The organism is Cupriavidus oxalaticus (assembly GCF_004768545.1).
Taxonomy (GTDB): domain Bacteria; phylum Pseudomonadota; class Gammaproteobacteria; order Burkholderiales; family Burkholderiaceae; genus Cupriavidus; species Cupriavidus oxalaticus_A.
Window position 1 is genome coordinate 1,786,797 of sequence record NZ_CP038635.1, and the last position, 18,793, is coordinate 1,805,589.

Annotated in this window: 18 protein-coding genes; 11 read left to right on the forward strand and 7 right to left on the reverse strand. The window is 65.7% G+C overall.

Annotated features, from left to right (window positions below; genetic code table 11):
• Positions 1-182 precede the first annotated feature (182 nt).
• From E0W60_RS19030 to E0W60_RS19065, 8 genes are all read left to right on the forward strand, one after another.
• Complete coding sequence (locus tag E0W60_RS19030) at positions 183-1,556, forward strand: glycosyltransferase (protein WP_167884587.1); 1,374 nt, start codon at positions 183-185, stop codon at positions 1,554-1,556.
• Between the two features lie 2 nt (positions 1,557-1,558).
• The gene (locus E0W60_RS19035; RefSeq protein ID WP_135705248.1) at positions 1,559-2,635 is read left to right on the forward strand and encodes a hypothetical protein; all 1,077 of its coding nucleotides are present in this window, start codon (positions 1,559-1,561) and stop codon (positions 2,633-2,635) included.
• Positions 2,636-2,651: 16 nt separating this feature from the next.
• Positions 2,652-3,653, forward strand: a complete 1,002-nt coding sequence (locus E0W60_RS19040) for a hypothetical protein (RefSeq protein ID WP_240745971.1) — start codon at positions 2,652-2,654, stop codon at positions 3,651-3,653.
• A gap of 157 nt (positions 3,654-3,810) precedes the next feature.
• The gene (locus E0W60_RS19045; RefSeq protein WP_135705250.1) at positions 3,811-4,650 is read left to right on the forward strand and encodes a YaiO family outer membrane beta-barrel protein; all 840 of its coding nucleotides are present in this window, start codon (positions 3,811-3,813) and stop codon (positions 4,648-4,650) included.
• Positions 4,651-4,652: 2 nt separating this feature from the next.
• Positions 4,653-5,459 carry a hypothetical protein gene (locus tag E0W60_RS19050; RefSeq protein ID WP_135705251.1) on the forward strand — a complete coding sequence of 269 codons (807 nt, stop codon included), beginning with the start codon at positions 4,653-4,655 and terminating at the stop codon, positions 5,457-5,459.
• Positions 5,460-6,036: 577 nt separating this feature from the next.
• Positions 6,037-7,617, forward strand: a complete 1,581-nt coding sequence (locus E0W60_RS19055) for an isocitrate lyase (protein ID WP_135705252.1) — start codon at positions 6,037-6,039, stop codon at positions 7,615-7,617.
• Positions 7,618-7,859: 242 nt separating this feature from the next.
• Entirely contained in the window at positions 7,860-8,258 is a 399-nt protein-coding gene (locus E0W60_RS19060; protein WP_135705253.1) for a helix-turn-helix domain-containing protein, read from the forward strand.
• Between the two features lie 2 nt (positions 8,259-8,260).
• The gene (locus tag E0W60_RS19065; protein WP_135705254.1) at positions 8,261-9,589 is read left to right on the forward strand and encodes a type II toxin-antitoxin system HipA family toxin; all 1,329 of its coding nucleotides are present in this window, start codon (positions 8,261-8,263) and stop codon (positions 9,587-9,589) included.
• Between the two features lie 2 nt (positions 9,590-9,591).
• Here the strand turns inward: E0W60_RS19065 and E0W60_RS19070 are convergent, their stop codons facing one another.
• Positions 9,592-10,002, reverse strand: a complete 411-nt coding sequence (locus tag E0W60_RS19070) for a DUF1801 domain-containing protein (protein ID WP_135705255.1) — start codon at positions 10,000-10,002, stop codon at positions 9,592-9,594.
• A 181-nt stretch (positions 10,003-10,183) separates the two neighbouring features.
• On the opposite strand from E0W60_RS19070, the gene E0W60_RS19075 reads away from it, so the two are divergent.
• Complete coding sequence (locus E0W60_RS19075; RefSeq protein WP_135705256.1) at positions 10,184-13,669, forward strand: adenylate/guanylate cyclase domain-containing protein; 3,486 nt, start codon at positions 10,184-10,186, stop codon at positions 13,667-13,669.
• A complete protein-coding gene (locus tag E0W60_RS19080) occupies positions 13,666-14,319 on the forward strand; it encodes an HD domain-containing protein (RefSeq protein WP_135705257.1) in 654 nt (217 codons plus the stop codon). Before E0W60_RS19075 ends, E0W60_RS19080 begins: the two co-directional genes overlap by 4 nt.
• Here E0W60_RS19080 and E0W60_RS19085 read toward each other — a convergent pair.
• From E0W60_RS19085 to E0W60_RS19095, 3 genes are all read right to left on the reverse strand, one after another.
• Positions 14,300-15,331 carry a patatin-like phospholipase family protein gene (locus E0W60_RS19085; RefSeq protein ID WP_133096152.1) on the reverse strand — a complete coding sequence of 344 codons (1,032 nt, stop codon included), beginning with the start codon at positions 15,329-15,331 and terminating at the stop codon, positions 14,300-14,302. The genes E0W60_RS19080 and E0W60_RS19085 overlap by 20 nt on opposite strands.
• A 180-nt stretch (positions 15,332-15,511) precedes the next feature.
• Entirely contained in the window at positions 15,512-16,351 is an 840-nt protein-coding gene (locus tag E0W60_RS19090) for a class I SAM-dependent methyltransferase (RefSeq protein WP_135705258.1), read from the reverse strand.
• 110 nt (positions 16,352-16,461) lie between these two features.
• Complete coding sequence (locus E0W60_RS19095; protein ID WP_135705259.1) at positions 16,462-16,707, reverse strand: hypothetical protein; 246 nt, start codon at positions 16,705-16,707, stop codon at positions 16,462-16,464.
• 91 nt (positions 16,708-16,798) lie between these two features.
• On the opposite strand from E0W60_RS19095, the gene E0W60_RS19100 reads away from it, so the two are divergent.
• Positions 16,799-17,668, forward strand: a complete 870-nt coding sequence (locus tag E0W60_RS19100) for a DUF72 domain-containing protein (protein WP_135705260.1) — start codon at positions 16,799-16,801, stop codon at positions 17,666-17,668.
• 6 nt (positions 17,669-17,674) lie between these two features.
• On the opposite strand, the gene E0W60_RS19105 is transcribed toward E0W60_RS19100, so the two are convergent.
• From E0W60_RS19105 to E0W60_RS19115, 3 genes are read right to left on the reverse strand one after another with little or no spacing between them, the layout of a single operon-like run.
• A complete protein-coding gene (locus E0W60_RS19105) occupies positions 17,675-18,019 on the reverse strand; it encodes a Na+/H+ antiporter subunit G (RefSeq protein ID WP_133096156.1) in 345 nt (114 codons plus the stop codon).
• Positions 18,020-18,031: 12 nt separating this feature from the next.
• Positions 18,032-18,304, reverse strand: a complete 273-nt coding sequence (locus tag E0W60_RS19110; RefSeq protein WP_135705261.1) for a K+/H+ antiporter subunit F — start codon at positions 18,302-18,304, stop codon at positions 18,032-18,034.
• A complete protein-coding gene (locus E0W60_RS19115) occupies positions 18,289-18,792 on the reverse strand; it encodes a Na+/H+ antiporter subunit E (protein WP_135705262.1) in 504 nt (167 codons plus the stop codon). The genes E0W60_RS19110 and E0W60_RS19115 overlap by 16 nt, the downstream gene beginning before the upstream one ends.
• Between the last annotated feature and the right edge of the window lies 1 nt (position 18,793).

Sequence of the window (18,793 nt, forward strand, 5' to 3'; positions counted from 1 at the left end):
TTTCACTGAGCGGGCTGCTCTTTTTTGCGACGCCCGCCATGGCAGCAGCAGCCACGGAAGTTCCCAAGCACGGGAAGATTTTCTCCCGGGGTCCAGGAACCCCGGAAGATGCCACCAAACCGCTGCCCAGGCTCGTTGCGCACGATGCAGTCGCACCGTCCGGCGCAGCGGTGGACCTGGCAATGACGTCGCCCGACACGTTGGAAGAGCGCGCCGGTACGGCGCCGGCACTGCGCCCGCCGGCCCTGACCAAGCCAACGTCGATCGAGCCGCCGCCGGAACGCGCGGACGTGCAGGCCATCGTGCCGCCGCTGACGGCCATGCTCCTGCTGATCGTCGGCCTGGTGATCTTCTATGCCGTGCGCCACTACATGTTCACGCTAAACCGCTTGTTCGGCAGGCAACGCCATCCTTACCTGGACATCGACGTCGCGCACTGGCCCAGCCTCACCGTGCTGGTCGCCGCGCATAACGAAGAGGCAGTGATCGCCGGCTCGCTGCTATGCCTCTTGCACGCGGACTATCCGGCCGACCGGCTTACCATCATGCCCGTCAACGACCGATCCAGCGACTGTACGCGCGAAATCATCGATGACCTCGTGAAGCAGTACCCGGGACGCATCACACCGTTTCACCGTGCCGACGGCAAGCCCGGCAAGGCAGCCGCGCTCAAGGATGCCAGCGACGCCGTGGCCAGCGACATCATCGTCGTGTTCGACGCCGACTACCTTCCGCCGGTAAGCATGCTCAAGCAACTGGTGGCGCCGTTCTTCGACCCCGAAGTCGGCGCGACCATGGGCCGCGTCGTACCGTTGAACCTCGGTAGCAACCTGCTGACGCGGCTGCTCGATCTGGAGCGCTCCGGCGGCTATCAGGTCGACCAGCAGGCCCGCATGAACCTGAGCCTCGTCCCCCAGTATGGTGGCACCGTCGGCGGCGTCAGGATGCGGGCGTTACGCAGCGTCGGCGGCTGGCACGACGATGTACTGGCCGAAGACACCGACCTGACTTACCGGCTGCTGCTGGCCAACTGGAAGACTGTCTACCAGAACTGGTCGGAGTGCTATGAAGAAGTGCCCGAGACCTGGCCAGTGCGGGTGCGCCAGATCATGCGCTGGACCAAGGGCCACAACCAGGCGCTCTATCGGCACGGCTGGAAGATGGCCGTCTGCCGCAACCACGGTTTGTTCGAGAAGATCGACGGTGTGGCGCTGCTTGGCATCTACATGATGGCGCCGCTGATGTTGTTCGGCTGGCTGCTGGCCATCCTGCTGTACTACGCTGGTGGCCTGCCGCTGTTCGGTGAAGCGGTAATCCTGTTTGCGTTGATGTCGTACGGGACGCTGGGCAACTTTGCCGCCTTCTTCGAAATCGCCGCCGCCGTGTATCTGGACGGCAGCCGCGAGCGCATCCGCCTGCTGCCGATGAACTACTTCGGCTTCCTCGTCAGCATGCTGACCGTGTCGCGCGCCATTCTTGGTCAGCTCGCCTTCGACTATGTGCTCCGCCGCGAGTTGCGGTGGGACAAGACCACGCGTTATCGCCCAAGGAGCTGAACATGTGGGCCCTGCTGCTTGGCATCCTCACCATGCTGCTCTTCGGATTGCCGCTGATACCCGCAGTGCTTGAATGGCGACGCCGGCTCGATGTACGGCCGCTGGCAATCGATAGCGAACACACGCTGGATGTCGCGGCCGTCGCCGCGGACTTTCGTGCGATGGTCGGGCGGGGGGGGGCAAGGCAAGGCTTGCGTGGCCGACTTTACTCAGCCAACGCATTGCGGCCCCTGGTGCAGGTGACAGGCACCTTCATGCCCACGGCGGCGGAGGCGCTCATCGGCACTTGTGCGCGAACCATTGTCACCAGCGGCTCACTGGTGCTTCCTGACGGCTATACGTTTTCAAGGGACATCTACGGCCGGCGTGGCATCTCCACGGGCCGAAGGAATCGCATGCAGGTCCTGCTGTCCGAAGGCGAGATCCTGGTGCGCAGCGATAGCGAGGTGCAACGCTGGGCGCACGCCCGCACTGTCCATGTCGAGCCACGCTGCCGCTTGCTCGGACCGCTCTCCGCCCTCTACGCCATGCGGCTCGAAGAGGACTGCGAATTCACGTCTGTCAGCGCGGCGGAAATCGGTTTCGGCGGCCGTCACCTGGCCGCGCCGCCCGACATGGACGCCACCGCCCCACCCGGCGGAGACTGGGCGCATGAAGTGCTGAATCCCCCCTCCGAGCCCTCGGACGGCCGCTGGCTGGTAACGCACGATATGACATTTCCCGCCGGCACCTTGTATCGCGGTGACCTTATCGTGCAAGGCGACTTGTGGATCGGCTCCGGCGCGCGCGTGATCGGCAGCGTCAAGGCAAACGGCCGCATCTGGCTAGGCCCGCGGGTGCGCATTGACGGCGCACTGATTGCCGGGGGCGCCATTTCCATTGCCCGCGAGTGTGCCATCGCCGGGCCGGTGGCTGCCGAGCGCGAGATTGAAGTGGGGGCGCGCAGCGTTATCGGGGCGGCGAACAAGCGCACCACCGTGGTGGCGCCGGTGCTCCGCGTACGGGTCGGTACGGTGGTCTATGGGGCGGCATGCGCCCCGGAGAAAGGACGAGTCCTGGCCGATGTGGCCACCCCATGAAACCTCCCCACCTGCCATGAAAACCCTCCTTGTCCTGCTCCTGGCCCTTGCCACATACGTCCACCGGCCGGCGGACGCGGTCGAGCTCACGCTGACAGACTACCAGCGTCCCGACGGGGCGATCACCACCTATTTCGCCGGCGACTCGGTCGATCCCTACTTCGCGGCCAAGGCACTGCTGGCCGCGCAGGACGCCGGCATGACCACCCGAATTGCTGCGACCCGCTGGATTGCATGGCTATTGCCGCGCCAGCAAGCCGATGGCCGCTTCGACCGCTATTGCGAGCGGGGCCAACGCTTCGTCTCCTGCCAGGAGGCCGACGCCGACGATGCGCTGATGGCCGCCTGGATGGAACTGCTGGTCCGCAGCGCGCCGCCCAAGGGCATGCCGCCGGCGTGGCAGGCCAGCTTCGACAAGGCCAGCCGCTACCTGGACAGGCTGCGCGACCCGGGCTCCGGCGTCTACCACATCTCCGCCAGGCTTCCGGTGGCCCTGCTGATGGACAACGTCGAAGTCTCAAGCGCCTTCAAGGCGGCCAGCCTCTATCGGCAGCGCCATGGAGACGCCGTGGGCGCCGCTGCCTGGCAGCGCAAGGCCGAGCAGCTGGACAAGGACATCCTGCGCGTGTTCTGGCGCGCTAGCCGCTACCTCGTCAGCACCCAGCCGCGCGAACAGTTCGAGTTCTATCCCGACGCCGTCGCGCAGATCTTCCCCATCCTGGGCGATATCCATCCCGCCGGCCGATCCCATGTCGTCGCTTACCAGTCGTGGATGAAAGAGAACCGCTGGGCCTGGTTGCAGATGTCAGAGGTTGATTTCCCCTGGGGACTGGTGGCCCTGGTAGCTGACCGGATGGGAGACAAGGATGCCATCACTTGCTGGCGCCTGCGTTCCATCCAGTTCCGCCATGGCAAGCACTGGAATGTGTTGGAAGAGGCGCTATACCTGGCATTCGAATCGCGCCTGACCCCTGAGCAGGCGATCGCTCCGCCTGCCCCGGGCCTGCGGTGTCGATGACTCACCCCGGACCAGACATGCAAGAAGGCGACAAAATGAGCCGGACTTTATCGACCGATCGCCGCGAGGCGGTGTATGGTGTGTCTGCAGCTTGCGGGCCGGAGGGTCCTGTCAGGCCCCTCCGGGCGACATCGATCAGAAAATCCACAGGATTCCCATGGCGAAACCCCCGGATACAAGAATTCACGGCGCCCAAGCCCTGCCCTTGATGGGCATGCTCGCACTGCTTGCCACCACCGATGTTCGCGCGCAGGCTGAAGCCACCCCTCCCCGGACCTTCGTGCCCTTGCTCACGGGTTTCATCGAAGGTGGTCTTGGGCACGCCAACCTCACTGGCGACAATGCCAGCTGGAACGACCAGTACCTGCGAGGCGGAGTCAACCTGACCCCGAAGGATTACGTGACTGGCGAAATCAGCCACCAGAGCCACTTTGGCGACCAGGGTACATTCTTCGGTCTGGGCTATACCCGCACCTTCAACGAGGACTGGTACGGCTTCCTGAGCGCCGGCACCAGCGCGGGCGGCTTCTTCCTGCCCGAGGTTCGGGTCGATGGCCTTATCTTCCGCAAGCTGCTCGAGAAGAAGAACCTGGTGGTCAACGCCGGTTTTACCTACTACCGCGCCAAGGAAGTCTATACCGACAAGACCTTGCTGCTCGGCCTGATCTACTATTTTGACGCGCCGTGGATCATCCAGCTTAACGCACGGCTCAATCGCAGCGATCCTGGCAATGTCCGCTCGAATCGCGGCATCGTCGCGGTAACTTACGGACGCGACAAGGACCAGTTCATCACCCTGAAATACGACGGCGGTAGTGAAGCCTACCAGCTCACCGGCGAGCAGGCCCTGCTGAGTGACTTCAACAGTCATGAAGTGTCGCTGACGTGGCGCAAATGGTTCACCAAGCGCTACGGCATCAACCTTCGAGCCATTTACTACGACAACCCGTCCTACACGCGCAAGCAAGCGGAAATCGGTGTCTTCGCGGAGTTCTAGCCATGGCACAACCTACCGGCCACACTGCAGCCACACACGACCAAAGCGACGCCCTCGGCCTGAGCATTCTCTGTCTGGCCAGGCATCGCTCGCTGGACCATCTGACGCTGTCCGTCACCTCCCTTGCGGCTATCCTGCTGGTGCCGGTGGCATTCAATTTGGGCGAATGGCTGCTGCGCGACCGTATCAGCGGGCTCTGGGCTGCCGTGCTGCGCTTCTGGGTTGACAAGCTCGGGATCGAAGGCAGCGTCATCGAACAACTGACGCGGGTAGCGTGGTTCGACTTCAACCTGCCCTACACCGATGTCGTGGCCCCTGCGCCGGACGTGCTGACCTGGTGTGTATCGCTGGTCGCCACGCTGGTTGTCTGCCTGATGGCGCTCCGGATACGCGACAAGTACCTGCCACTGCGGTACTTCCTGCTGTTCGCTGTGTTCATCCAGGCCACAGCACTGTTGTTTTTCGCGGTGGCGCCACAGAGTTTTCCGTACACTGCCAGCAGGTATGTGGACAACGGCGTCAAGACCTGCGCGAGCTTCCTGTTCCTGTTGCCATGGGGGCATGCGCTGGTCTACTACATCTTTGACTTCTCCTGGCCGAAGAAGATATTCCTGACGCTACTCACGCTTTTGTTCGTGGTGATCGCAGTGCCGATGCAGCTAGCGCTACACGTCTATCTGATGGTGACCTGTTCGCTGCTGATGATGCCGCTCCTGTCGTTTGTATTCGGGCCAACGATGCTGGTGTTCGGATGCATTGCGTTGTATGGCTGGGCGATGAGTTGGGAGAGGATCGAGCGGGCCGTATAAAGCGCGTGGCATCGTTACGATAACGTTGGCAGAAGCGCTTTAAGCAATGTCTTCCGGCCATCTACTCTGCATGGGCGGTACGAAATCGAATATCGCCTGAAACGGGCATCCGATGGCGATGCTGGGCTGCTGCGATGCAAACCTTGACCAGCCGGTTCTGCAGCGTGGCGTTCATTCGCTCGACCCGGCCTTGGCCGGGCTCCTGCACATCGCAACTCCTCCTCAACCTGCTTTCCGATGCCATCAAGTACAGGCGGGACCTTGGACCTAGCGAGATCGCACTTGGGCGGCGTGCCACTGTTGCCCGAATGCGTGAACTGAAAGCTGATTTCACATTATGGAATCCACGCCAGTTTTTCACAGCATTGCTTTTCGTTGCTTGAAAACCCGTTCCACATCGCAAAATTTACTTCCTATCTCATTGAAAAATAAAGAAAAACTAACTCTTATGTCTTATATAAGACCTTGCCGCAACGCATCAAGTACGCCCTACAATAAGTCCACGCTGCTTGCTTCGACATCCGTAGCGGCACACTCGACCATTTTTTCAAACGCTCCCTACCCCTAGGAAATTCACATGGCCCAGTATCAAGACGACATCAAGGCAGTTGCTGCTTTGAAAGAGAACCACGGCAGCGCGTGGAATGCCATCAATCCCGAGTATGCCGCCCGCATGCGTGCCCAGAACAAGTTCAAGACGGGCCTGGACATCGCCAAGTACACCGCCAAGATCATGCGCGCCGACATGGCCGCCTACGATGCTGACTCGTCCAAGTACACCCAGTCGCTGGGCTGCTGGCACGGCTTCATCGGCCAGCAGAAGATGATCTCCATCAAGAAGCACTTCAACAGCACCGAGCGCCGCTACCTGTACCTGTCCGGCTGGATGGTGGCCGCGCTGCGCTCCGAGTTCGGCCCGCTGCCGGACCAGTCGATGCACGAAAAAACCTCCGTCAGCGCGCTGATCCGCGAGCTGTACACCTTCCTGCGCCAGGCCGACGCGCGTGAACTGGGCGGCCTGTTCCGCGAGCTGGATGCTGCCCAAGGCGCTGCCAAGGCCGCCATCCAGGCGAAAATCGACAATCACGTCACCCACGTCGTGCCCATCATCGCCGACATCGACGCGGGTTTCGGCAACGCCGAAGCCACTTACCTGCTGGCCAAGCAGTTCATCGAAGCGGGTGCATGCTGCATCCAGATCGAGAACCAGGTGTCCGACGAGAAGCAATGCGGCCACCAGGATGGCAAAGTCACCGTGCCGCACGAAGACTTCCTGGCCAAGATCCGCGCCATCCGCTACGCCTTCCTGGAACTGGGCGTGGACGACGGCATCATCGTGGCCCGTACCGACTCGCTGGGTGCCGGCCTGACCAAGCAGATCGCCGTGACCCACACGCCGGGCGACCTGGGCGACCAATACAACTCCTTCCTCGATTGCGACGAACTGTCGGCCGACCAACTGGGCAACGGTGATGTCATCATCAAGCGCGACGGCAAGCTGCTGCGCCCCAAGCGCCTGCCGAGCAACCTGTTCCAGTTCCGCGCCGGCACGGGCGAAGCGCGCTGCGTGCTGGATTGCGTCACCGCCCTGCAGAACGGCGCCGACCTGCTGTGGATCGAAACCGAAAAGCCGCATATCGCCCAGATCGGCGGCATGGTCAGCGAGATTCGCAAGGTCATCCCGAACGCCAAGCTGGTTTACAACAACAGCCCGTCGTTCAACTGGACCCTGAACTTCCGCCAGCAGGCGTATGACGCGATGAAGGCCGCGGGCAAGGATGTGTCGGCCTACGATCGCAGCCAGCTGATGAGCGTGGAATACGATGACAGCGAACTGGCGAAGCTCGCCGACGAAAAGATCCGCACCTTCCAGGCAGACGCGTCGCGCGAAGCCGGCATTTTCCACCACCTCATCACGCTGCCGACCTACCACACCGCCGCACTGTCGACCGACAACCTGGCCAAGGAATACTTCGGCGACCAGGGCATGCTGGGTTATGTGGCTGGCGTGCAGCGCAAGGAAATCCGTCAGGGCATCGCCTGCGTCAAGCACCAGAACATGTCCGGCTCGGACATCGGTGACGACCACAAGGAGTATTTCAGCGGCGAAGCGGCCCTGAAAGCGGCGGGTAAAGACAACACCATGAACCAGTTCTGATACCAGTCATACCCCGGGCAAAACGCCAACCCATAACGGGTTGGCGTTTTTTTTGTCCGGCGATAACGCCGTACGTGGGTTCTACCCCTGGGGCCATACAGGCGATTCCCTGTTTTCACAATACACAGGTCAAATCCTGTATTTTCAAGATACAGGCTACAGCTTGTAAAACATCAAAACAGGCTATATCCTGTACATCATCAGCAACTCATGGCCTGCCATCCGGGACGGCAGGCGGCGCCATGCAATATCCCATCCATACCCTCACCCAGCTGCGGCCGATCCTGCAGGGCTTCAGGAAGTCCAGGGGCCTGACGCAGGCCAGGATGGCGGCTTACCTGGGCGTCCGGCAGCAGACCTACGCCGAGCTGGAAGCCAACCCCGCCGCGGCCAGCGTCGAGCGGCTGTTCAAGGCACTGCGCGTGCTCGGCGTGGAGATGGTGCTGTCCCCTGCCCCGGATACCCAGGTGTCCCAGGTGCCCCAGGTGCAGCCGGAACCTGTGCAAGAGACAAGTCCCGCCTCCCTGCCGGCAAGCAAGGCTGCCCGCAAGGCAACAACGGAACAGCCGAAAAAGCCCGCTGGCGGCAAGGCAAGCCGCGCCGCCCGCAAGAGCACCAGGCCACAGCGGGAGGATTGGTAGCCATGGCGCGCGGCACGCAGGCGAGGCGTCTCGATCTGTGGATGAACGGGTTGCCGGTGGGTCACTGGGAAACCACGCCCGCCGGCGACCGGCTGGCCTATCGCGAGGACTGGATTGCCGACCCGCAAGGCCGGCCGCTGTCCCTGTCATTACCCTTTACGCCGGGCAACCAGCCCCACCGCGGGCCCGTCGTCGCCAACTATTTCGACAACCTGCTGCCCGACAGCGATGCCATCAGGCGGCGCATCGCGGCCCGGTACCGGACCGGCGGGACCGACGCCTTCGCGCTGCTGGCCAAGCTCGGCCGCGACTGTGCCGGCGCCCTCCAGATGCTGCCGCCGCAGGAGGCACCGACGGCGTTGAAGCGCGTCCAGGGCCGCCCGCTGTCGGAGACCGAGATCGCCACCCTGCTGCATGAGGCCACGGCCGAGCCCGTGCTCGGGCTGCGCGAGCCCATCGATGACCTGCGCCTGTCCATCGCCGGCGCGCAGGAGAAGACCGCGCTGCTGCGCTGGGGCGGGCACTGGCTGTTGCCGCAAGGCAGTACGCCTACCACGCATATCTTCAAGCTGCCGATGGGACTGGTGGGCAATATGCGCGCCGACATGCGGACCTCGGTGGAAAACGAATGGCTCTGCGCCAGGATCGTCGCCGCCTTTGGCCTGCCGGTCGCTGCCTGCGAGATCGCGCGCTTCGGGGATGTCAAGGCACTGGTGGTCGAACGCTTCGACCGCAAGCCTTCGGCCGACGGTTCCTGGCTGCTGCGCCTGCCGCAGGAAGACATGTGCCAGGCCACCGGGACGTCGGCATTGCAGAAGTACGAGTCGGACGGCGGGCCCGGCATCCAGCAGATCGCCGACATCCTCTCCGGCTCGCGCTCGGCGCTGTCCGATCGCCGCAACTTCTTCCTCGCGCAGATCGTGTTCTGGCTGCTTGCCGCCACTGATGGCCATGGCAAGAACTTCAGCATCAGCCATCTGCCGGGCAGCCGCTATGAAGCAACGCCGCTGTACGACATCCTGTCGGCGCATCCGATCATCGGCAGGGGCAAGAACCAGGTGGCGCCGCAACGGGCCCGGCTGGCGATGGCGTTGCACGGCAAGAATTCGCACTACGCCATCCAGGAGATCCAGCGGCGACACTGGTTTGCCCAGGGACAGCGCATCGGCTTCTCGCCCGACGACGTCGGGTCGATGCTCGACGAGGTCGTGTCGCAGACCGGCCGGGCCATCGACGCCGCCGCTTCCGCGCTGCCGCCGGAATTCCCCCTGGACCTGGCCGATGCGATCTTCGACGGCATGCGCCGGCAGCAGCGGCGCCTTGCTGCCTGAGGCTAGCGCCTGCGCGTGGACTGGTTCAGCGCCACGGCGGCGCGGACCAGTGTCTTCAGCGCTTTCTCGTCGATCTTGTCGCCTTCCTGGAAATCGATGGCGCGCCGGGTGTTGCCCTCCAGGCTGGCGTTGAACAGGCCGGCAGGATCGTCCAGCGCCGCACCCTTGGCGAAGGTCATCTTGACAACGTTCTTGTAGGTCTCGCCGGTGCAAATGATGCCGTCGTGCGACCAGACCGGGACGCCGCGCCATTTCCATTCCTCGACGACTTCGGGGTCGGCTTCCCTGACCAGCGCGCGCAGCCGGCCGAGCATCTGGCCGCGCCAGTCGCCGAGCTCGCGGATCCTGGCATCGATCAGCTCGGAAGCCGGAATGCTGTCCTGGCTGCTGTCCTGCGCTTCGCTCTTTTTCATGGCGGTTCTCCTCAAGCGGATACCGTGCCCGCGGCACATGGCTGGCCCTGCATTGTGCCGAAGCCGGCCCTGTATCGCCACCACCGCGCCACCACCGCCCTCACCTTGCCACGCCGCCCAAATCTGCCTCTAATAGTCTGAACAGGCGGGTCGGCATGACCCGGTCCGGTCAGGAGGCGAAATGCGCTGCACGCATTGCGGCTTCGCGAACCTTGCGGGCGCCAACTTCTGCGAGGAGTGCGGGGCAAGGCTTGCCCGCATTTGCCCACAGTGTGGCGCTGAAGCCACGCCAGCGGCCAAGTTCTGCCGCGCCTGCGGTGTTTCCCTCGGCGATACAGCCGCGCCGCGACCTGCGCCCCAACCCGCGCCCCAGCCGCCCCAGCCGCCCCGGCCGCCGGCGACCGCCCCCGTGCACTACACCCCGCCCCACCTCGCCGAGCGCATCCTGGCCGAACAGGCCGCGATGGAAGCCCGCGGCGAGGCCGCCGGCGAGCGCAAGACCATCACCGCCCTGTTCGCTGACATGGCCGGCTCGACCGCGCTGACGCAGGACATGGACCCGGAAGACTCGCGCCGCCTGATCGACCCGGTCGTGACGCTGATGATGGAGGCGGTCCACCACTACGAAGGCTATGTCGCCAAGTTCCTCGGCGACGGCATCCTGGCGCTGTTCGGCGCGCCGATCGCGCACGAGGACCATGCCCTGCGCGCGTTGTACGCCGCGCTGCGGATGCAGGGCGCGATGCATCGCCACAGCGACCGGGTCCGGCTGGAGCAAGGCATCCCGCTCCAGATCCGCATCGGCATCCATACCGGCGAGGTGGTGGTGCGATCGATCCGCAAGGACGACCTGCATACCGATTACGATCCGGTCGGCCACACTATCCACATTGCCTCGCGCATGGAAGGGATTGCCACCCCGGCATCGATCCTGGTCAGCGAATCCACACACAAGCTCGCCGAGGGCTATTTCGAGTTCACGGCGCTGGGCACCACCCATGTCAAGGGCGTGCGCGAGCCGCTGGCGGTGTACGAGGTGGTGGGCCTGGGCGCGTTGCGCACGCGGCTGCAGGTGGCGGCGCACCGCGGGCTGGCGCGCTTCGTCGGGCGCCAGCAGGAACTGGAGCATCTGAATGAGGCGCTGGAGCACGCCAAGGCGGGCAGCGGGCGCATTGTCGCCGTGGTCGGCGAAGCGGGCGTCGGCAAGTCGCGGTTGTTCCATGAGTTCAAGACCCGCTCGCAACAGGGCTGCCTGGCGCTGGAGACGTTCTCGGTCTCGCACGGCAAGGCCTTTGCCTACCTGCCGCTGATCGAACTGCTGAAGAACTACTTCCAGATCACCGCGCAGGACGGCGACCGCGCCTGCCGCGAGAAGGTGACGGGCCGGCTGCTGACGCTCGACCGTTCGCTGGAAGATAACCTGCCCTACCTGCTCTACCTGCTCGGCACCACCGAACCGGGTTCGCCGCTGCCGACCATGGATCCGTCGATCCGGCGCCAGCGCACCTTTGACGCGATCGCCCGGCTGCTGGTGCGCGAGAGCGTCAACCAGCCGCTGATGCTGATCTTCGAAGACCTGCAATGGCTCGATGGCGAGACCGAAGCCTTCCTCAACATGATGGTCGACCATGTGCCCGCCGCGCGCATGGTGCTGCTGGTCAACTACCGGCCCGAATACACCCATCGCTGGGACGCGGGGCCGCATTACTCGCAGCTGCGGCTGCAGCCGCTGGGCCCGGCCGAGGCGCAGGGCCTGCTGACCGCTTTGCTGGGCGACGACCAGAGCCTGGTGCCGCTGAAGCGGCTGATCCTCGACAAGACCGAAGGCAACCCGTTCTTCATGGAGGAAGTGGTCCAGACCCTGTCCGAGGAAGGCGCGCTGCTGGGCCAGCCCGGCTGCTACCGCATCGAGCAGGCGCCGGCGCTGCTCCATATCCCGACCACGGTCCAGGGCGTGCTGGCCGCGCGTATCGACCGGCTGCCGCTGGCGCAGAAAGAACTGCTGCAGACGCTGGCGGTGATCGGCAAGGAATTCCCGCAAAGCCTGGTGCTGCGCGTGGCGGGGCTCGAGGACGACAGGCTGCATCCGCTGCTGGCCGACCTGCAGGCCGCGGACTTCATCCATGAACGCCCGGCATTCCCGGAGGTCGAGTACGTCTTCAAGCACGCGCTGACCCAGGAAGTCGCGGGCAACTCGCTGCTGACGGAACGCCGCAGCGCCTTGCATGAAGCCACGGCGCGCGCGATCGAAGACTTGTTCCAGGGCCGGCTCAAGGACTATTGCAGCGAGCTGGCGCACCACTACAGCCTCAGCGGCAATGTGCCCAAGGCGGTCGAATACCTGCACTGCGCCGGCCAGCAGGCGCTGCAGCGCTCGGCGCAGGCCGAGGCGATCCGGCACCTGAGCGCCGCCATCGAGCTGCTCAAGCGCCAGCCCGATACCGCCGAGCGCGCGCGCCAGGAACTGACGCTGCTGCTGACGCTGGGGCCGGCGCTGATGGCCGCGCGCGGGCAGGCGTCGCAGGAAGTCGAGGCCAACTACCGGCGCGCGCTGGCGCTGTGCGAACAGGGCCGTCAGACCCCTTACGTCTTTTCCGCGCAGCTCGGCCTGTGGGCCTTCTACCAGCTGCGCGCGCAATACCAGGTGGCGCTGCCGCTGGGCAAGCGGCTGCTCGGCCTGGCGCTGCAGTCGCAGCGGCCCAAGCAACTGGCCGAAGGCCATCGCGTGCTGGGCGCCACGCTGTTCCGGCTGGGCAAGCTCGACGCCGCGCGCTCGCATATGGAGACGGTGATCGGCCTGCCCCACCCCGATTCGCAGGCTTACGACTTCCTGATGGGCTACGGGCGCGATCCGGCCGTGCACGCGACCAGCACGCTGGGCTGGATCCTGTGGTACCTCGGCTGTCCCGACCATGCCCGCGCGCTGTGCCAGGAAGCACTGGTGATGGCGCGCGCGCGGCCCGATGCCTACAACCTGGCGCTGTGCCTGGTCTTCGCCGCGGAAGTGCACCAGTGCCGGCGCGAAGCGAAGCTGGCACGCGAGTATGCGGAGGCAGCAATCGCGATTTCGGGCGAACAGGGTTTCCCGATCTACCTCGCGTGGGGAACCGTCGTGCAAGGCTGGGCGATGGCCGAACTTGGCGAGGCCGAGGCGGGGATCGCCCGGATCCGCCATGGCCTGGCTTCCTACGAGGGCACCGGCGCCGTGCTCGGCACGCCCAACCTGCTGTCGCTGCTGGCCGATGCCTGTTGCAAGGCCGGACAGCCGGAAGCCGCGCAGGAAGCGATAGCGCGCGGGCTGGCGCTGGCGGAAAAGACCGGCGAGCGGCTGGACGAAGCCACGCTGTGGCGGCTGCGCGGCGACATGCTGTGCCGGATGCAGCCGCCCGGACTCGAGGAAGCGGAAGCCTGCTTCCACCGGGCGCTCGGCATCGCCGGCGAGCAAGGCGCCCGGCTGCTGGCGCTGCGCGCCGCGCGCAGCCTGGCCAGGCTGTGGCGCGCGCAAGGCAAGGCCGAAATGGCGCGCGAGACGCTGGCCCGGTACCTGGCCCCGCTGACCGAAGGCGCCGACACCGCCGACCAGCAGGAGGCCGCAGCGTTGCTGGCGCAGCTGGAAGGCGAAGTATCCGGCACTGCCAGCGACACCACAACCCCTGTGCGCCAATGACTCCGCTCCAGGCCCGCCAGCTCGAGGACCGCTTCCATGCCGTGTGGACGCGCGCGGGCGGCGCGCATGCGCGCGACGCCTATGCCGACCTTGCCGGCCGCTATGGCGAGCCGGGCCGCCATTACCACACCCTCGACCACATCCGCCGCTGCCTGCGCGACCTGGACTGGGCACGCAGCACCATCGACACGGCCGATGCCGATGCGGTGGAACTGGCGCTGTGGTGCCATGACGTGATCTATGTGCCCGGTGCGACCGACAACGAGGCGCGCAGCGCCGGCTGGATCCGGCAATGGGGGACCGGCATGGCCACGGCCGGCCGGATCGCCGCACTGGTGCTGGAAACCGTCCACGACGGCATTCCTGCCAGCACGGCGGGCCGCTTTACCGCGGATATCGACCTGGCCGCGCTGGGCTGCGGCCGGAGGCGCTTCCGCCATAACGGCGCCTGCCTGCGCGCCGAGCGCACCGACCTCGACGACCAGGCCTACGACGCCGCCGAGCGTGCCTTCCTGCGCGCGCTGCTGGACAGCCCGCGCATCTTCCACACCGAGCTGTTCCACGCGCGCTGCGAGGCGCGCGCGCGCGGCAACCTGGCGTGGCGGCTGGCGCAGCCGGGCCCTCCCGGCGTCACAGGAATTCGCCGCTGATGTCGATGCTGGAGCGCCGGCCGACGCTGTCGTAGTGCTGCGCCAGCCAGGCCGTGGCCTGCGCCCTGCCCTGGTCGCGCAGTGCGCACAGGAAGCCCCAGTCGGCGTTGTACTTGGTCGACACGCCGAGCGCCGCCATGGTTTCGTCGGAGCGGATCGAGTGGATCCACATCTCCTTCATCTCGCGCCCGTCCACCTTGCCCTGCTGGATCAGCGACGTGACAAAGGCAATGGCGCGCATCTCGCGCATCAGCGATGAGTTGAAGCTGAGTTCATTGACGCGGTTGAGGATATCCGCCGCCGAGGTCGGCACGCCGCGGCGCACGATGGGGTTGATATGGACGATGACCACGTCGCGGGTCTGGCAGTGGTAGATCAGCGGAAAGATCGCCGGGTTGCCGACATAGCCGCCGTCCCAGTAGTACTGGCCATCGATGCACACCGCCTGGAACAGCGTGGGAACGCAGGCCGACGCCAGCACGGCATCGATGCTCAGTTCCTCCGGCGGGAAGATGCGTATGCGGCCGGTCTCGATATTGGTCGCGCACAGGTAGAGCTGGATCGGGCAATGCTCGCGCAGCGCGGCGAAGTCCACCTGTGTGCCGAGCACTTCGCGCAGCGGGTTCAGGTTGTTGGGATTGAACTGGTACGGCGATAGCAGGCGCAGCGCAATGTCGGCCATGGCGTACAGGGGCGAATGGTTCAGCCCCAGCGTATGGCCGGTCTTGAACCAGGGCATCCAGCGGAACGGGCTGTAGCGCTGGGCCGAGTTCGAGATCGCCAGCCAGAACGAGTGCAAGGCCTCGCGCGCGCCGGCGCTGCCGCCTTGCAGCAGCCCATAGGCCAGCACCGCGCCGTTCATGGCGCCGGCGCTGGTGGCGCTGACGCCTTCGATCACCAGCCTGCCGTCCTCCAGCAGGCGGTCGAGCACGCCCCAGGTGAAGGCGCCGTGCATGCCGCCGCCCTGCAGGGCAAGCGACACGGGTTTGTGGTCTGGCTGGTCCGGCTGCATCCGAGGCTCCCTCCCTGGCGCGCCATGCGGGTGTGCCAGGCTCCGTGCTGCGGGCGGTGATCCGTATCAATCCAGTGTAGGGAATAAGCCGTTTTCCGGCAGCCCGGCGCGTGGCCTGGCGCGTGGCCTGACGGGCGGACCGATGGCGCGCTTGCCGCAGGCGCCATGCCCGGACATCCGTCACGCGCCGGCGCCGGCCATCACCACGTGCGCCTGCATCGGGCCGGAGACCGGACCGTCCCCATATGCCGCCACCAACGCCCGTGCGCACGCCTCGGTCGCCCGCGCCAGCGCGTCGGGACCGCGCCGCTCCAGGTCCGCGCGCAGCGGCGTGCCCTGGCAGTACGCCACCGCGGGGATGCGGGCGTCATCGGCGCGGCTGGTGGCGGTGACGGTCTCGAACAGCGGCGGCGCGGTAAAGCCGCCCTGGCGCAAGTCCTGCTCGATCGCCACCTGGCTGTGATAGCCGTGTGGCGTGCGCACCATGAAATCCGGCGGCGATTCGGGGAACAGGCGCGCCAGCGCCGCCGTGACATCGCGGGCAAAGGCGTTGAATTCGATCCGGTCCCAAACGTTGAACGCCAGCGTCCCGCCCGGCACCAGCACGCGGCGCGCCTCGGCGAAGGCCTTGGCCTTGTCCGGGAAGAACATCACGCCGAACTGGCAAGCCACCAGGTCGAAGCTGGCATCGCCGAACGGCAGCGCCATCGCATCGGCCTCCCGCCAGGTCACGGGGCGCTCCGTGCCCTCGGCCTGGGCCCGCGCCAGCATCGGCGCATTGAGGTCGGTGGCGACGATGATGGCGTCGGGCGCGAGCCGGCGCGCCAGTTCGCGCGTGAGCACGCCGGTGCCGGCAGCCAGTTCCAGCACCCGGCGCGGTTGCAGCGCGGCGATGCGTTCGGCCAGGTCGGCGGCATAGGGCGCAAAGATCATCGGCACCATCATCGACGCGTATACGTCGGGGATCGCACCCGCAAAAATGTGGTCGAAATCCGGGTGGTCGGCATTCGGCAAAGCCATTGGAAGTCCCCTTGCCCGGCGCGCTGGAAGCCCGGGATCGCCTCAGTGTGTGTAGGACACCTGGCCGCGAAAGTAAACCAGACGGCGCTGCCTGCCGTGGCGCAACGTCGTCAGGGCCGTCCCAGTGCCTGCGCTTCCTTCATCTGTGCGTTGGCGAATTCGAGCATGCGCAGTACTTCGTCGAATACCGGCAGCGCGTGTTCCCGGTCCGGCACCTCGGGCATGGCGGCGCGGTCGGCGGCAACGCCCCGGATCAGGTCTTCCAGGAAGCCGGGCTGGCTGGCCTCGGCGCGCTGCAGCAGCAGGTGCAGCAGGTAGGCGCAGGCATCAAGGCGCGAAACTTGCGTGGCAGTCATGGAACCTTTCCTCCTGTAGGCGTTGGCAAGGCCTGCGCGCCGTGCGTGGCGTGCATATTGGAAAAAATACAGGGCACTCGCAGGCAAGGCAATGATCCGGATCGGCATCTCGGGCTGGCGCTACGACGGGTGGCGCGGCGTGTTCTATCCCAAGGGGCTGGCGCAACGGCGCGAGCTGGAGTTCGCCTCGCGCGCGGTCGATTCCATCGAGATCAACGGCTCGCACTACGCGCTGCAGACGTTGCGCAGCTATCGCGCGTGGTACGACGCCACGCCCGACGATTTTGTCTTCAGCGTCAAGGGATCGCGCTACCTGACGCACATGCTGCGCGTCCGCGACGACAAGGCGCGCCCGGCCATGGCCAACTTTCTGGCGTCCGGCGTGCTGGCGCTGGAGGAAAAGCTGGGCCCGATGCTGTGGCAGTTTCCGCCCAGCTTTGCCTTCGATCCCGAGCGGATGGAGCGCTTCCTTGCCCTGCTGCCGCATGACACCCAAAGCGCGCGCGAACTGGCGCGCGAGCATGACAGCCGGGTCAAACAACCCTGGTGCGAGACGCGGCGCCGTCGCCGGATCCGGCACGCGGTGGAGATCCGGCACGACAGCTTCTGCACGCCCGAATTCCCGGCGCTGCTGCGACGCCACCGCGTGGCGCTGGTGATCTCCGACGCCGTCGCCGACTGGCCCTACGCCGAAGACATCACCAGCAATTTCCTCTACCTGCGGCTGCACGGCAGCCAGACGCTGTACGGTGGCAGCTACTCCGACAAGGCGCTGCACCGCTGGGCCGCGCGGCTGGAAAAATGGGCCAGCGGCCATGAACCGGCCGATGCGCAGCGGATCTCGCCCAGGCGCCCGCGCAAGGCGGCGCACCGCGACGTCTATTGCTATTTCGACAATGACAAGAAGGTCAAGGCGCCGTTCGACGCGCAGCGCCTGATGCGCCTGCTGCAGAACGCCTGAAGGCCCTCAGTCGCGGATGCGCGGCATCCAGCCGCTGCCGCGCGTGCGCGGGTCCACCGGCAGCTGGCGCTGCAGCGCGGCCTTGGACAGCATGTGCGCACTGATCGGCGCGGTCAGGAACAGAAATGCGGTCACCAGCAGCTCATGCAGGCTGGCATTGCCGCGGAAGCTGAAATACGCCACCGACGCCAGCACCACCCCGCCCACGCCCAGCGTGGTCGACTTGGTGGGCCCGTGCAGCCGCATGAAGAAATCCGGCAGGCGGAACAGCCCGATCGCCCCCACCAGCATGAATACGCTGCCGGTCACAAGCAGCGCGCAGACAACGAACTCCGCAACGGGATGCAGCATGGGCATGGCTCCTCAGTATTCGATGATGTCGCCGCGCTGCAGGTACTTGGCCAGCGCCACCGTGCCGACGAAGCCCATCACCGCGATCAGCAGCGCCGCCTCGAAGAACATCGCCGAATCGAGCCTGATGCCCAGCAGCACGATCAGCGCGATGGCATTGATATTGAGCGTATCGAGCGCCACGATGCGGTCCGGCAGGCTGGGCCCGCGCAGCAGCCGCGCAAAGGTCAGCAGGAAGGCCAGCCCGAGGATGACCAGGCACACCGGTATCACGATGGCAAGCATTGGAAGATCTCCTTCAGCGGGACTTCATAGCGCGACTTGATGCGTTCGACCAGCGCCGCTTCTTCTTCCAGGTCGAGCACATGGACCAGCAGCGCGCGCCGGTCGTCGCTCAGTTCGGCGCACAGCGTGCCGGGGCTCAGCGAGACGATGCTGATCAGCGCGGTGGTGGCCAGTTCGTGCTCCACGTCCAGCGGCACCACGATAAAGGCCGGCCGCAACCGCGCGGTGCGGCCCAGCACCAGGATCGCCACTTCGATATTGGCCATGACGATGTCGATCAGCACATGGATGCTCAGGCGCAGGATCAGGTCGGGACGCGACAGCCGGAACGCGCTTAGCACCAGCCAGCGGTCGGCCAGCCGGCCGATGGCCCAGCCGAGCAGCGCGCCCAGCAGCCAATGCCCGGGGGCGATGCTGTTGGCCAGCATCAGCCACATCAGCAGCAGGATCAGGCTGAGCCAGGGATGCGGCAGCAGGCGGTGCAGCATG

Coding starts and splice junctions, on each gene's coding strand:
- E0W60_RS19030 (WP_167884587.1), top strand. CDS start 183: ATGACGTCGCCCGACACGTTGGAAGAGCGCGCCGGTACGGCGCCGGCA.
- E0W60_RS19035 (WP_135705248.1), top strand. CDS start 1,559: ATGTGGGCCCTGCTGCTTGGCATCCTCACCATGCTGCTCTTCGGATTG.
- E0W60_RS19040 (WP_240745971.1), top strand. CDS start 2,652: ATGAAAACCCTCCTTGTCCTGCTCCTGGCCCTTGCCACATACGTCCAC.
- E0W60_RS19045 (WP_135705250.1), top strand. CDS start 3,811: ATGGCGAAACCCCCGGATACAAGAATTCACGGCGCCCAAGCCCTGCCC.
- E0W60_RS19050 (WP_135705251.1), top strand. CDS start 4,653: ATGGCACAACCTACCGGCCACACTGCAGCCACACACGACCAAAGCGAC.
- E0W60_RS19055 (WP_135705252.1), top strand. CDS start 6,037: ATGGCCCAGTATCAAGACGACATCAAGGCAGTTGCTGCTTTGAAAGAG.
- E0W60_RS19060 (WP_135705253.1), top strand. CDS start 7,860: ATGCAATATCCCATCCATACCCTCACCCAGCTGCGGCCGATCCTGCAG.
- E0W60_RS19065 (WP_135705254.1), top strand. CDS start 8,261: ATGGCGCGCGGCACGCAGGCGAGGCGTCTCGATCTGTGGATGAACGGG.
- E0W60_RS19070 (WP_135705255.1), bottom strand. CDS start 10,002: ATGAAAAAGAGCGAAGCGCAGGACAGCAGCCAGGACAGCATTCCGGCT.
- E0W60_RS19075 (WP_135705256.1), top strand. CDS start 10,184: ATGCGCTGCACGCATTGCGGCTTCGCGAACCTTGCGGGCGCCAACTTC.
- E0W60_RS19080 (WP_135705257.1), top strand. CDS start 13,666: ATGACTCCGCTCCAGGCCCGCCAGCTCGAGGACCGCTTCCATGCCGTG.
- E0W60_RS19085 (WP_133096152.1), bottom strand. CDS start 15,331: ATGCAGCCGGACCAGCCAGACCACAAACCCGTGTCGCTTGCCCTGCAG.
- E0W60_RS19090 (WP_135705258.1), bottom strand. CDS start 16,351: ATGGCTTTGCCGAATGCCGACCACCCGGATTTCGACCACATTTTTGCG.
- E0W60_RS19095 (WP_135705259.1), bottom strand. CDS start 16,707: ATGACTGCCACGCAAGTTTCGCGCCTTGATGCCTGCGCCTACCTGCTG.
- E0W60_RS19100 (WP_135705260.1), top strand. CDS start 16,799: ATGATCCGGATCGGCATCTCGGGCTGGCGCTACGACGGGTGGCGCGGC.
- E0W60_RS19105 (WP_133096156.1), bottom strand. CDS start 18,019: ATGCTGCATCCCGTTGCGGAGTTCGTTGTCTGCGCGCTGCTTGTGACC.
- E0W60_RS19110 (WP_135705261.1), bottom strand. CDS start 18,304: ATGCTTGCCATCGTGATACCGGTGTGCCTGGTCATCCTCGGGCTGGCC.
- E0W60_RS19115 (WP_135705262.1), bottom strand. CDS start 18,792: ATGCTGCACCGCCTGCTGCCGCATCCCTGGCTCAGCCTGATCCTGCTG.